Source organism: Bacteroides sp. Phil13, assembly GCF_001940965.1.
GTDB lineage: Bacteria > Bacteroidota > Bacteroidia > Bacteroidales > Bacteroidaceae > Bacteroides > Bacteroides intestinalis.
Genome location: NZ_MSHA01000050.1, coordinates 169377 through 183922, shown reverse-complemented (window position 1 = coordinate 183922; position 14546 = coordinate 169377). Strand labels below are relative to the sequence as shown.

The following is a 14546-nucleotide window of genomic DNA, read 5'->3' as shown; positions in this document are numbered from 1 at the left end:
TTTTAAAAGGTAAATAAGGCGGCACCGCCGCAGGCAAACGCCGCCCTATTTTGGTATATTTAAAGAGAGGATTATTCTTCAGTTCCTTCTGCAGTGTTGTTTAGCGCAGGGTTTGCGTTGATTTCCCACAAAGGAATCGGGAAGAAGTTGTGCTTACCTTCCGAAAATCCGCGTTTGCCCAGTACCTCGCTCAGTTTGCCCCAGCGGCGCAGGTCGTACCAGCGGTAGCTTTCCAGCGGGAACTCGATGATGCGTTCATGTTCTATTTGAGCCTGTACTTCGGCTTGTGACGTTCCTTTCATAGCAGGCATTTTTCCGTGCTTGGCTCTGATTTCGTTAATCAGAGGAATGGCTTGTTCGGGATGCCCTTGCTTGTTCAGTACTTCGGCTTTCATCAACATCACGTTGGCATAGCGCATCAAAGGAATGTTGAACGGACAGTAGTCGCTCAGTTCCTCATATGTTTCCGGAGTGAAGCGGCGGAAGTTGGGGCGATCGTATACATCTTTCACGCCACCATGAGATTCCAGATATTTGTCTGTGTCTTCTCCTGTCGGGATATCGATGACATTGCCGTTTGCATCCACATACTTCTTATTCTCGTTCTGTCTCCATCTCCAGAAACACTCGTCGTAAGTGAACTCTCCAAAAATCAGTTCGCCGTTATCAGCGTCGTTGAAGTAGTCATCCTTGAAGTAAATTGTATTATAAAGACGTTGGTCGTACAGCCCGTCCGATGCCTTTCTGCCTTCTTTCTTGTACTCTTCCATCAGGCGGGCGCTGGGCAGGATTTCGTCCCAACCGCCAATCTCAGAGCAGGCAATGAAACAGTGTATGTATGAGTAGTAGCTGGCGCCGTTGTCAGTATTGGCAGAATATTGCAACTCGAAGATGGATTCCGGGCAATTCTTGTTCTTGCCGTTGAACATTTGCAGCATCTTGTCGCTATCTACCAGTTCGTAGCCTTGCACTGCATTCAGGGCCTTCAGGGCTGCTGTTAAGTGGCCCGACTCATTGGCAGGTTCTTCATAAGCACGCGTCAGGTAGGCAAATCCTAGATAGGCATTGGCTGCTCCCGAAGTGGCGCGACCCAGTTCCGATCCGGGGCGTGTGGCAGGCAATGCAGTGGCTTGCGACAATTCGTTTATTACCAGTTCCCAGCAAGCCACCCGGTCGCTCAATGGCTTGTTCAGGTCGGCTGCATCCGAAATGTAGATGTCGCGCAGGATAATCTTCTCCCAGTTCAGCAACAGCATCATGTGGAAGTAACCTCTCAGAAAATGAGCTTCGGCAATAATCTCTTCGCGTTTGGCTTCGGTGATGTTTTCTGCCGGGATTTTGGGTGCGTACTCCAACACCTGGTTGGTGAAGTTGATACCCCGGTAAAGGTCTTGGTAGTAATAAGAGAACTGTGTATTTCCGTTGGTATAGGTGAAGTTATAGATGTCTGTCCAAGTCTGGTAGTTGTTGGCATCGTTACCCACATCGTAAAGGTCGGTGCGGTAAGCCTCCACCGGCCAGCGCACTTCACTGGTGGCATAGCTGTCGCCGTGGTAGAGTTGGGCGTATGCTGAGGCCAGGGTGGCTTCTGCATCTTTTTGGTCTCTCCAAAAGTTGCCGGTAGTCAGCTTGTCGGGAGAAGAAACAGTCAGGAAGTCATCGCAAGACGTAAAAGCCATTGCGAGACACATACTTGCTATATATAGAACTTTTTTCATATCGTTTCTTTTATATTGAGTTAAACATTAGAATGTAAGCTGTGCACCCACGGTGTAGGAGCGGGTAAACGGATAGATGTATCTGTCTACACCGGAGTTCAGTGGGCTGCTGGTTGAGAATTCCGGGTCTACGCCGGAGTAACCGGTAATGGTGAACAGATTGTCACCGCTGATATAGAAGCGGAGCTTTTCTATTTTCACTTTCTTCAGCAGAGATACGGGCAGTGTATATCCGATTTGGGCCTGGCGCAAACGGACGAAGCTGCCATTCTCCAGGAAGCGCTCGCTTTCGCGGGAGTTACCGTTGGGGTCGCCGTTCACGGCACGTGGAATGTCGGTATGTGTGTTCTCCGGTGTCCAGGCGTTGACTACGGTGCTCAGCATGTTGATGGGAGCATTCATGGATTCATAGAAGTAGCGGTTACCGTTGTAAATCTTATGCCCGAACACACCGCTCAAACTGAAAGAGAGGTCGAAACCCTTGTAAGAAGCGGAGAAATTGAGGTTGGTCTCGAATTTAGGGATACCTGTTCCGCAGTATTCTTTGTCATCTTCGTCGATGACACCGTCACCGGTTACATCTTTGAAGCGGATGTCACCGGCTTTTGCGTTGGGTTGGAGGCGTTCTCCTTTATCGTTCACGTAAGCTTCAGCTTCCGCATCGCTTTGGAAGATGCCGTCTGTGCGGTAGAGGTAGAAGCCGCTGATAGGCTTGCCTTCTTTGGCGTATGCCGGGATATGGTCGGTGTCGTACAGCAGACCGGTAGCGGGCAGTGCTTGTCCTTTGTCTGCCAGTTCCACTACTTTATTCTTGGTGGTGGAGAAGTTGAAGCCCACGTTGTATTCAAAGTCCTTGATCTTGTCGATCCAGTTCACTTCCAGTTCCACACCGTTGTTGCGAATCTTGCCCACGTTCAGAATGGGATTCTCGTAACCGGCAGAGGGAGAGAGGCGCTTGGTAATCAGCAAATCTTCCGTCTGGTTGATGTAGTAGTTGATGCTACCTGTCAGTTTGTTGCTGAGCATGCCAAAGTCGAAACCGATGTTTTTAGTGTCCGTAGTTTCCCATTTCAGACCGCGGTTTTCCATAGTCCATGAAGCAGAACCCGGCCAGGCGTTGCCACCTTGTATGTAGCCACCGTAACGATTGTTGCGAGACAGAATCAAGGCCTGGAAGTCATAATATCCCAAAGCGTTCTCGTTGCCGAGGCGTCCCCAGCTGGCACGGAACTTCAGGCTGTTGATGAAGAAATCTTTCGGATAGAAGGCTTCTTCACTGATTCTCCAGCCTACAGCTACAGAGGGGAAGCAACCCCAGCGGTTGTTCACACCGAATTTGGAAGAACCGTCGTAGCGCATGGTGGCCTGGATGAGGTAACGGTTGTCGTAGTTATAGTTCACGCGTCCGAAGAAAGAGGCGCGGTTATATTTGTATTTTTCGCCATCACCGTAGAACGTTCCTCCGATACCTGCATCCACTGTATCAAAACTCGGGTCGAGGAAACCGGCTGCCTCGTCCTTGGTGGCCAGGTTGCCGTTGGCATCAATGTAGTATTTGGTAGACTTACCGGTTACACCTACGCCATTATCGGTGTATTTGGTGGAAGTGATAGAAGAACCAGCCATTATATTCAAACTGTGCTTGTCGAAATCTTTATTGAAAGTCAGCACGTTGTCAATGGTTTGCTCTTCCCAATAATAAGTTCCTTCGTAGTGCTCAGGATAGTTGTGGGGACTTTGTGCATTAGAAATGTAATCCGGATTGTGCTCCACGTAACGGTAGTGCAAGCCACGGTAGGCATAGCTGGTCTTGAAGTTCAGCCAGGGAGCGAGCTTCACACCCAATGATACGTTGGCATTGGTATAGAACTTCTTGGTAGCGGCTTCGTTGTAGACGTGGTCGGCCATCACGTTATTGTTGGTTGGCAATCCGAGCGATTGCGTCAAGGCAAAGCCGTATTTCTCATTCTCGTCATAAACGGGAAGCAACGGAGAAAGACCGTACATCTCACGCAAACTGTACTGTGGCTGTTTGCTCTTGGTATAGCGGAAGCTCAAATTGGCATCAATGTCGAAGATGTATTTGCTCATGTGCATTTTCATGCGGGCATTGTCCTGGCGGAAGTTATTGCCCAGAAAGATACCCTTGTCGTCAGCATGGTTATAGGACACGGAATATTGTGCCGTTTCGCTGCCACCGCGCACACTGAACATATAGTTTTGGGATAAACCGTCGCGAAGCATCAGATCCTGCCAGTCTGTGTCTATGCCCGTATCGCTGGTGCAATAGGCGGGAACCGGCTTGCCTGCATTCTCGAACATGGTTTTGATCGTATTCTTATACTGTTCCGCATTGGTCATTTCCAGTTTGTTGGCTACAGTAGTCATGCTCAAGTATGTATTGAAATCAATGTGTGTTTCACCTTTCTTGCCATTCTTGGTAGTGATGATGATTACTCCATTGGCTGCCACTGAACCGTAGATAGCGGCAGCAGCACCATCTTTAAGTACTTCCATGGATTGGATATCTTGCGGATTAACATTATCAATATCTCCGGGGAAACCATCGATAATATAAAGTGGCTCATTGCTGCCGAAAGATTTTACACCACGAATCTTGACAGAAATACCTGCACCTGCGTTACCGCCGGCCTTCATAATATTTACACCGGCAATTTTTCCTTGTAATGCTTCGGCAGGATTGGTTGTAGCACGCTTGGTCAATTCTTCTGTATCAACAGAAGAAATAGCTCCGGTCATATCACTTTTCTTCATTGTACCATAACCGATTACCACAACTTCATCCAGCATTTCAGTATCATCTTTCAGAGTTACTTTCAACACCTTCTGTCCATTCAGAGGAATCTCTTGAGCGACATAGCCCACATAAGAGATTACCATTGTCGCATTAGGAGCAACAGTCAGTGCAAAGTTACCGTCGATGTCGGTAATGCAACCATTGGTTGTACCTTTTTCCAAAACACTGGCGCCAATGAGAGTTTCTCCTTTGGTGTCGGTTACTGTACCGGTTAATTGGATGGTTTGTGCTAAAGAACTTAGCGGTACCAAACATACAAAGAGCAAGGCCAACAAAGCGGCTCTTTGTATTAAGGAATACTTTTTAATTTTACCCATGTGTGATAGTTTTTAAGGTTAATAACATTTGTTTCTCACATGGCAAAGAAAAGGATATAATTAAAAGTATTCCTATAAAGAACGGTCTGTAAAATATCTACAAAGGGGGTGGAATTACAGGCTTTTTGATCTACAAAGATAATCGTAAATGCTTGTAATATAGTGCTATATTGCGGGGTGGTATATCTACAAACAAGCAGTTTGTGCTAATGGGTGTTTTAGTAGTTTTGCAAGTATTCCACCAGGTCTTTTTCTGTTGGTAAGTTCAAAGCCTTACGTAATCTGTAGCGATTCATATTAATTGTTTTAGGACTATTCCCGCTAATCATGGAAATTTCTTTCGTTGAAAGATTGACGCGCAGCATGGTTGCCAGATATTTTTCTCCTTGTGTCAAGTTGGGATGTTCTTTTGTGAGCCTTTCAATGAATTCTTTACTCTTGTCTTCGATATTCAGCAGTAACGCATTATTGGTCTTGTCTCCGCTTTGGTATTGACTGATATAGGCATTCACTTTTTTCAGGTGGGGGATAAGTGTTTGATTATCCATTTTGTACCCTTCCTTAATCATTTCGCGTATTTTGTCCAGCAATTCGTTGCGGCTTCTCAGGAAGACGGCGAAGCTGGTTACTTCTTGCTGGCTACTGTCCAGTGCATTCTGTATATTCTGTAGCTCCAACTCTTGTTGGTGCAGTTTCAGTTCGGATAACTCGCGTTGCGACAACTCCAGTTGGTAGCGGGCCTCTATCAGTTGAAGGCCTTTTCTGCGCTTATACCATTTATATAAGAAGATGCTGAAAGCTAATCCAAGCACGAGCACGCTACCCAAAAACCATAAATTACGTTTCAGTAGTTCAATCTTATAGGTTTGCTCCTGCATCTCAGTAGCATATTTCTGGTCTTGATATCTTTTATAAGAGATTTCCTGTTCAATGTTGCGCAGCTTGTTGCTGCTTTGCAGCTCTTTACTCAAAGCATACATCTGGCTGAGGCGGGTGTAGGCCTGTTTATAGTCACCTATGGCGGCATATACCCACGATGAATATTCATAATTATCGCAGATCAGCTCTTTGGCACCAATGTTACGGGCATATTCATAGGCTTTTTGCAAGGCTTCCAAGGCTTGGGGGTATTGCTCGCTGAAATAATACTGTTTGCCCATATTATTATAGTTCTCACCCAGTGACCATTGGGCATCTAGATTCTTGTTGATGGCAATTGCTTCTTGAATAAGGGAGAGTTTCTTTTCCGTATCTCCCTGATATAGGCATAGATTATTCAGATTGGTAGCTATTTCCTTTAAGTTTCGTTGGGCACGGTTGATTGTCAGTGCCCGTTGAAGAAATTTTTCAGCTACCACAAATTCATCAAGTAGGTAGTGCATGACTCCGCGCTCATTATAGCATCCGGCCACCGAAGCCGAATCCCCTAAGGATTTGAAAATGGAAGTGGCTTTGTCATTTAGTTCGATGCCTTTGTTATAATCGCCCAACTTGCTGTATACGCGCCCCATGAGGGAATAGAGTTGAGCTGTTTGCCTTTTGTTTGCAGGGTTGATATATCTCTGTGTGTCATATAAATTTTTGATGCTTAAGTCGAAGTTACCCAGTAGCTGTTCTGCCTGACTGTGAAGAATCATGGCTTGTGTACAAATCTCATTAGGCTGGTCTTCGGGAAATAGAGCGGCAGCTTGTGCCGCATAGTAAGAAGCCTGTTTAGGATTACTGAACAGAGCATTTTGAGCTTGTTCAACTAAAGTCTTGGCTTGGTTTATATCTTGGGCTTGTAAAGGAGTTACAGTTAGCGAGAGAACTGCAAGTATTAGATACAGAGCTTTCTTCATGGTATAGTCTTATTTTTGCAAATGTAATTATTTTCCTTTAAAAAGTCCGGTTTGCTTTCAAAAAGATTTATCTTTGTGCCTCTAAATTAATGCTGTATGCTATTGCCTTATTTGAATAAAGATTTGATAGAAGCCGGTTGTGATGAGGCTGGCCGTGGTTGTCTGGCAGGAGCTGTGTATGCCGCTGCCGTGATTCTTCCCAAAGATTTCAAGAACGAATTACTGAATGACTCCAAGCAACTGACGGAGCACCAGCGTTATGCTTTGCGTGAAGTGATTGAGAAAGAAGCGCTTGCTTGGGCTGTCGGCATCGTATCTCCCGAAGAGATTGACAAGATAAATATCCTGAATGCCTCGTTCCTTGCCATGCATCGCGCGGTGGACCAGTTGAAGATGCGTCCGCAGCATCTTCTGATTGACGGCAACCGCTTCAAGAAATATCAGGACCTGCCGCATACAACGGTAGTCAAGGGTGACGGCAAATACCTTTCTATTGCTGCCGCCTCCATCCTTGCCAAAACCTACCGTGACGACTATATGAACCGCCTGCACGAAGAATACCCTTATTATGACTGGAACCATAACAAAGGCTATCCCACCAAGAAACACCGTGCCGCCATTGCCGAACACAGCACTACTCCCTATCACCGCATGACATTCAATCTGCTGGGCGACGGGCAGTTAGCACTTGATTTCAAGTAATTATTCTATCGCTTTATCCAGATCGATAAACAGGAATTGGTTTTCATAATTAAGTAGCAGCAACTTATTACCAATCACTTGTCCTTTCTTGAAATCTGTTTGAAGATGGGCTACAGGCATTCCCATTTCATGAATGAACCAATAGTCTCCACGATTGCCGATACATAAATAATCTTTTAGTTGGATACTGGGGCTGTAGATACGTTCCCGTTCGTAGGTCTTACTAATATTCAAGTTCTTGTCTACCTCGTAGATAACTCCCTGATCATTATATACCAGGCAATGTTCCCCATTGTAGGCGAGCGACTGGAAAGCTGTTGTATTTTTGTTGGCTGCATAAAATGTACCGGGCAGTATTGCTTCCAGCTTTCCGCGTTGTTTGGTATCCCAAGGTACAATATTTACGACGGAGTCCATCAGCTCCTGATAAGCCATTCCATCATCGAACAGCATATAGAGTGCGTCCTCGGTCCGCAGGGCATCTTCAATCATATCTTTCTTTACGCTTAGTTGATTGAAGAAGATTTCTTCTCCGTTTAGCAAGTTGTAACAGGCTATAAATGGGCGTCCATATTTCTTGCGACTTGCTCCTTCGCGTAATCCGTAACCGTAATTTAGCATGAATAACTTGCCATCTTGCACGAAAAGTTGGGAGCGGGAAGCCTTCACATCAGGAAACTCTGTTTGCCACACTACATTGAAAGCTGTGTCCATACAGGAGATATGTTGACGGTCTGCCCAGTAATAAAGTGAATCCTGAGACAGTATATTGGAGGTTAATCCGGTGATTGTATTATTGGCAATGGGAACATAACTGTAATAATAGGCGCCACCGGTTGCCACGCCACCGGCTACTCCGACTGCTACAGCGGCTAATCCCTGTAACAATGCCGCCTTTGTATCATGAGCTCCCGGTTTTCCCGGATAGGTCAGTAATTCTCCGGTCATGAAGTCCAGCTTATGCAATGCATCCGCTACAATCAGACGTTTATTTTGTTCCAGATCGAGAACTTCGTTCCAACCGTATTGGTGAGGTATTTTGTTTTCCCACAAATAGTTACCGAATTTTAGGCTAACAGCGCGGAGTTTGTTGGATGTAGGAGAATTATATCCTAAGACTAACCCAAGTGAATCATCCACATATACCGGAAATAAATCAGCTTCCCATTTCTTTGCTCCTGTTTCCTTACTTAGCAATGATATTTTGCTGCCAATTTCAGATATTAAGACCCCTTCCGAAAGGCAGGTTACTCTTGATTTACTGAAATCAATGGGTTGTTTCCATAGAAGTTGGCTACTCTTGGTGTCATAAAAGCCTATTTCTCCTTTATTCTTCAGGTACTTACCGCTTTTAGTCGTTTCCCGGAAGCTGATACAGAGGTAATCTCCTTTATCGCTTATTGAAAAAGTTTCCACTCGTTGAGGAAATGTGTAGCACTGTGCTTTCAGGTCTGTTCCGCCTGTCTTCTTTCCTACAATGACGGTTTCGGATTGCGCATAAGATATTGATGCCATGAGAATCAGGCATGCAAGCGTTAAAATCCTGTGTGTTTTCATGTTCATTGGTTTATTTTTCGCAAACATACGTATTATTTGCGAAAAATGACCGAAAGAGATGAAAATACTTGGATGGATTGTTAGAACCACTTGATCTTTCTGAACCAGATAAATGTACCTGCCGATAGGATTACAGAGATTAAGATAATGAATATGAAAGCATACGGGAAACCATCCAGATGAATATCCACATTCATACCATAGAAACTGGCTATCAGTGTGGGTATCATAAGCGTGATGGAGAGACTCGTCATACGTTTCATGATGGCGTTGACATTATTGGAAATAATAGAAGCAAAAGCATCCATTGTTCCTGTAAGGATATCACTATAGATATTTACAGTATTGTATGCCTGTTTTAATTCGATGATTACATCTTCCAATAGTTCCATATCCAGATAATCGGTGTCCTGAAAGATATTCTTCAGGCGACCGATCATCACTTCATTACCACGGATGGAGGTATTGAAGTAGACAAGAGTCTTCTGTAACTTCATCAGGCGAAGCAAGTCTTCATTGCGGATACTCTTTTCCAGTTCTTTTTCCGCATTGGCAACGTCATTATTAATTTGCTTCAGGTACTTCAAAAACCAAACTGCGGAAGAGTAAATCATCCGTAGGATTAAATCCAGTTTATTGTTGACTACGATACCTTTGCGACGTGTATGCTGGATGAAATCAGAGATAAGTTCGGTCTTATGATAACATACCGATACGATAATTTCATTATTGGTAATGATGCCTATGGGCACAGTGATAAAAGGAATACCATGCTGGCTGCTCTGCATAGGGATACGCAGAATAGTCAGTAACCAATTACCTTCTGTTTCTGTACGCGGACGTTCGTCCGCATCAGCGATATCTTCTAAAAATGATTCGGGAACTTTCAGTTCCTGTGTGAGAAAGTCAAAGTCATTGTCATCAGGGCATTCAACATTTACCCAGCTATTGGGCATCCATTGTGGCTTTTCTATAAAGCCGGCTTCAGAGTAAAGATACGTTCTCATCGTAATAGCCTCCTTTCTTTAGGGACGAACCGAGGCATTGCGAGCAACGTCTCCGTTCGCTTTAATTATAAATACTGTTGCACGTTCGTGGGTTTGAATCGTCCATATTTCTTGTTTTTTATTTTTTTAAAGCGTGGCAAAAGTACATAAATCATTTGAAACAGTACGCTTTAACCATGCTTTTTTGTACCTTTGCAGCCGAAAAAATCGCTCTTTCTTCAAAGAACGTTTTTGCAGAGGTTAAAGATTGTACATTTAAAATCAATTAATATTATGAGTAAGAAAGCCCTTTTAATGATTCTTGATGGCTGGGGTGTCGGCGATCAGGGTAAAGACGATGTGATTTTCAATACACCTACTCCGTACTGGGACAGTCTGCTGGCTACGTATCCTCATTCACAGCTTCAGGCAAGCGGTGAGAATGTTGGTTTGCCTGATGGTCAGATGGGTAACTCGGAAGTCGGACACCTCAATATCGGTGCAGGACGTATCGTATATCAGGACCTGGTGAAGATTAACCGCGCATGTGCCGACAATAGCATTATGAAGAATCCGGGAATCGTTTCTGCTTTCTCTTATGCTAAAGAAAACGGTAAGAATATTCACTTTATGGGATTGACTTCCAATGGTGGTGTTCACAGCTCATTCGACCACTTATTCAAACTTTGTGATATTGCTAAAGAATATGGTGTTGACAATACATTCGTTCATTGTTTCATGGATGGTCGTGATACTGACCCGAAGAGCGGCAAGGGCTTTATTGAGCAACTGACTGCACATTGTGAAAAGTCGGCAGGTAAGATTGCTTCTATTGTAGGCCGTTTCTATGCAATGGACCGTGATAAACGTTGGGAACGTGTGAAGGTAGCTTATGATTTGCTGGTAAACGGTGAAGGTAAAGTTGCCACTGATATGGTTCAGGCTATGCAGGAGTCTTATGACGAAGGTGTAACGGATGAATTCATCAAGCCGATTGTAAATGGTAACTTCGATGGAACTATTAAAGAAGGTGATGTAGTTATCTTCTTCAACTATCGTAACGACCGTGCAAAAGAGTTGACAGTAGTGCTGACTCAACAGGATATGCCTGAACAGGGTATGCATGCTATTCCGGGCTTGCAATATTATTGCATGACTCCGTATGATGCATCATTCAAGGGTGTACATATCCTTTTCGATAAAGAAAATGTTCAGAATACATTGGGCGAATATCTGGCAGCTCAAGGCAAAACTCAATTGCACATTGCTGAAACAGAGAAGTACGCTCACGTAACTTTCTTCTTTAACGGTGGTCGTGAAACTCCGTACGATGCTGAAGAACGCATCCTGGTTCCGTCTCCGAAAGTAGCCACTTACGACTTGAAGCCGGAAATGAGTGCGTATGAAGTAAAGGATAAATTAGTGGAAGCTATCAACACTCAGAAGTTTGATTTCATCGTTGTGAACTATGCGAATGGTGATATGGTAGGACATACTGGTATCTATGACGCCATTGAAAAAGCAGTGAAAGCTATCGATGAATGTGTGAAAGATACAGTAGAAGCAGCTAAAGCTAACGATTATGAAGTTATCATCATTGCTGACCACGGCAATGCAGATCATGCACTGAACGAAGATGGTACTCCGAATACGGCTCACTCTTTGAATCCGGTTCCTTTTGTATATGTAACGGAGAATAAGAATGCTAAAGTAGAGAATGGTGTTTTGGCAGATGTTGCTCCTTCTATCCTTCACATTCTGGGTATGGCACAGCCGGCTGAAATGACAGGAAAAGACTTGATTAAGTAAATAGTTATAATTATATAAGTAAAGGCGGGGGTGTACTCCGCCTTTATCTTTTCTAATCTTAGATTGAAGATGATACAGATAGGTGATGTAGTGGTGAGTTTTGATGTGCTGCGTGAGAAGTTCCTTTGTGATCTGAATGCTTGTAAGGGTGCCTGTTGCGTTGAAGGCGATGCCGGTGCTCCCGTCGAATTGGATGAGATTGAAAAACTGGAAGAAGTACTTCCGGTAATTTGGGATGAACTCTCGCCCGAAGCGCATGTCATATTAGAGAAGCAAGGGGTTGTTTATACCGATTGCGAAGGTGATCTGGTAACCTCTATTGTTAATAATAAAGATTGTGTCTTTACTTGCTATGATGAGAAAGGATGTTGTTATTGTGCTATTGAGAAGGCTTATAGGGAAGGCAAGACAGATTTTTATAAACCTGTATCCTGCCATCTGTATCCAATTAGGGTAGGGAACTATGGGGGGTATAAGGCGGTGAACTATAACCGTTGGGATGTATGCAAAGCCGCTGTATTGTTAGGACGGAAGAAGAATCTGCCGGTATATAAGTTCCTGAAAGAGCCGTTGATACGCAAATTCGGTGAAGACTGGTATGCAGAACTGGAATTGGTGGCAGAAGAAATGAAGAAGCAGAATATGCTTTAAGATAGTGTGGAATGAGGCGGATTTTTCTATCTCGTGGGGTGAAAAGAAAAACGCCGGGCAACAGGATTTTCCTGTCCGTCCGGCGTTTCTTCGTTGTAAGATGTGAGGTTGGTTAATAAAACGTGTTATTCAGTGACTAATCACTAATTGTTAATCATTAGTCACTGTTTTTTTCTTACGCATCTATATTTGCATACGTTGCGTTCTTTTCAATGAATTCACGGCGTGGACCAACATCTTCGCCCATCAGCATGGAGAAGATGTAGTCTACTTCAGCAGCATTCTCAATGCTTATCTGTTTCAACATACGGTTTTCGGGGTTCATGGTCGTGCTCCACAACTGTTCCGGGTTCATTTCACCCAAACCTTTGTATCGTTGTGTGTGTACGGCACTTTCTGAACCACCACCATAAGTGTCGATAAATTTTTGACGTTGTTGGTCTGTCCAGCAATATTCCTCCACTTTGCCTTTTTTGCAGAGATAGAGTGGCGGAGTGGCAATATACAAGTACCCGTTGCGGATTACCTGCGGGAAGTAGCGGAAGAAGAGCGTCATGATCAGTGTGTCGATATGAGAACCATCGACGTCGGCATCGGTCATGATAATCACTTTCTTATATCTCAATTTATCGATATTTGCTTCCTTGCTGTCCTCAGTATTTACGCCAAAACGGATGCCGAGAGCCTGAATAATATTGTTGACTTCATCACTCTCGAACGCTTTATGCCACATGGCCTTTTCCACATTCAGAATCTTACCGCGAAGCGGCAGAATAGCTTGGAATCTGCGATCACGACCTTGCTTTGCCGAACCACCTGCCGAGTCACCCTCGACAAGGAACAATTCACATTCCTCGGGATCCTTGCTTGAACAGTCGGCCAGCTTACCCGGCATACCGCCACCGGACATCGGTGATTTACGTTGCACGGACTCACGCGCCTTACGTGCGGCAACACGTGCCTGGGCAGCTAGAATCACTTTGTCTACCACCATTTTCGCTTCTTTCGGATGCTCTTCCAGGTAGTAGTTCAGAGCTTCACCTACAGCTTGGTCTACGGCTCCCATCACTTCGCTGTTTCCGAGCTTTGTTTTGGTCTGCCCTTCAAACTGAGGTTCTGCCACTTTGATGGAGATTACAGCCGTCAGACCTTCACGGAAGTCATCACCTGCAATTTCCACTTTAGCTTTCTCCAACATCTTGTTATCATCGGCATATTTCTTCAGCGTACGGGTTAGTGCACGACGGAAACCTGCAAGGTGCGTACCACCTTCAATGGTATTGATATTGTTTACGTATGAGTGGATGTTTTCGTTATAAGAAGTATTGTACATGATAGCCACTTCCACCGGTGTGCCTTGTTTCTCAGTGTTGATGTAGATAACATCATTCACCAAGTGTTCGCGGGAAGAGTCGATGTAGCGAACGAATTCCTTCAAACCTTCTTCCGAATAGAAAATTTCCATTTTGGCATTGTTTTCTTCATCTTTTACGCGAAGGTCGGTCAGCGTGATCTTGATGCCTGCATTCAAGTAAGCCAGTTCACGCATACGGGTGGCAAGGATTTCGTAATTATAAACGGTATCAGTAAAGATTGTGTTATCCGGCCAGAATTGCTGACGCGTACCTGTAATATCACTTGTGCCAATTTCTTTCACCGGATACAACGGATGGCCGCATTCATATTCCTGTTGGTAGATCTTTCCATTGCGGAAAACCTGTGTAGTCATGTGGGTAGACAGAGCGTTTACACAGGATACACCTACACCGTGCAAACCGCCTGATACTTTGTAAGAACCCTTATCGAATTTACCACCGGCATGCAGTACGGTCATAACTACTTCCAGGGCTGACTTCTGTTCCTTTTCGTGGAAGTCAACCGGAATACCACGTCCGTTGTCTTGTACGGTGATAGAGTTGTCTTCGTTGATGGTTACTTCAATGTGGTCGCAATAGCCGGCGAGAGCTTCGTCGATAGAGTTGTCCACAACTTCATAAACCAGGTGGTGAAGTCCTTTCGTACTAATGTCACCAATATACATTGCGGGGCGCTTTCTAACGGCTTCCAAACCTTCCAGAACCTGGATGTTTTCGGCTGAATAGTTCCCGCTATTGGAGTTAATCTGTTCTTCAGTCATAATCTAATTT

General features: G+C 44.5%; 9 protein-coding genes. 3 read left to right on the top strand and 6 right to left on the bottom strand.

Annotation, left to right across the window (positions count from 1 at the left end; translation table 11 throughout):
* Positions 1-71: 71 nt before the first annotated feature.
* From BWI44_RS10125 to BWI44_RS10115, 3 genes are all read right to left on the bottom strand, one after another.
* On the bottom strand, positions 72-1718 hold the full coding sequence (locus BWI44_RS10125; protein ID WP_138290894.1) for a RagB/SusD family nutrient uptake outer membrane protein: 1647 nt from the start codon (positions 1716-1718) through the stop codon (positions 72-74).
* Between the two features lie 27 nt (positions 1719-1745).
* Positions 1746-4853, bottom strand: coding sequence for a SusC/RagA family TonB-linked outer membrane protein (locus BWI44_RS10120; RefSeq protein ID WP_195208695.1), 3108 nt, complete (start codon positions 4851-4853; stop codon positions 1746-1748).
* 218 nt (positions 4854-5071) lie between these two features.
* The gene (locus BWI44_RS10115) at positions 5072-6694 is read right to left on the bottom strand and encodes a tetratricopeptide repeat protein (protein ID WP_195208696.1); all 1623 of its coding nucleotides are present in this window, start codon (positions 6692-6694) and stop codon (positions 5072-5074) included.
* Between the two features lie 96 nt (positions 6695-6790).
* On the opposite strand from BWI44_RS10115, the gene rnhB reads away from it, so the two are divergent.
* Positions 6791-7396, top strand: coding sequence for a ribonuclease HII (rnhB, locus tag BWI44_RS10110; RefSeq protein ID WP_195208697.1), 606 nt, complete (start codon positions 6791-6793; stop codon positions 7394-7396).
* Here the strand turns inward: rnhB and BWI44_RS10105 are convergent, their stop codons facing one another.
* Positions 7397-8953, bottom strand: coding sequence for a PQQ-like beta-propeller repeat protein (locus BWI44_RS10105; protein ID WP_229036104.1), 1557 nt, complete (start codon positions 8951-8953; stop codon positions 7397-7399).
* An 80-nt stretch (positions 8954-9033) separates the two neighbouring features.
* The gene (locus BWI44_RS10100; protein WP_007660776.1) at positions 9034-9960 is read right to left on the bottom strand and encodes a magnesium transporter CorA family protein; all 927 of its coding nucleotides are present in this window, start codon (positions 9958-9960) and stop codon (positions 9034-9036) included.
* A gap of 273 nt (positions 9961-10233) precedes the next feature.
* Here BWI44_RS10100 and gpmI point away from each other — a divergent pair, with 273 nt between their 5' ends.
* Together gpmI and BWI44_RS10090 are read left to right on the top strand one after the other, a co-directional pair.
* The gene (gene gpmI, locus BWI44_RS10095; RefSeq protein ID WP_007660774.1) at positions 10234-11748 is read left to right on the top strand and encodes a 2,3-bisphosphoglycerate-independent phosphoglycerate mutase; all 1515 of its coding nucleotides are present in this window, start codon (positions 10234-10236) and stop codon (positions 11746-11748) included.
* A 69-nt stretch (positions 11749-11817) separates the two neighbouring features.
* Entirely contained in the window at positions 11818-12399 is a 582-nt protein-coding gene (locus tag BWI44_RS10090) for a DUF3109 family protein (protein WP_007660767.1), read from the top strand.
* Positions 12400-12574: 175 nt separating this feature from the next.
* Here the strand turns inward: BWI44_RS10090 and gyrB are convergent, their stop codons facing one another.
* Positions 12575-14536, bottom strand: a complete 1962-nt coding sequence (gene gyrB / locus BWI44_RS10085) for a DNA topoisomerase (ATP-hydrolyzing) subunit B (RefSeq protein ID WP_007660765.1) — start codon at positions 14534-14536, stop codon at positions 12575-12577.
* Positions 14537-14546 lie beyond the last annotated feature (10 nt).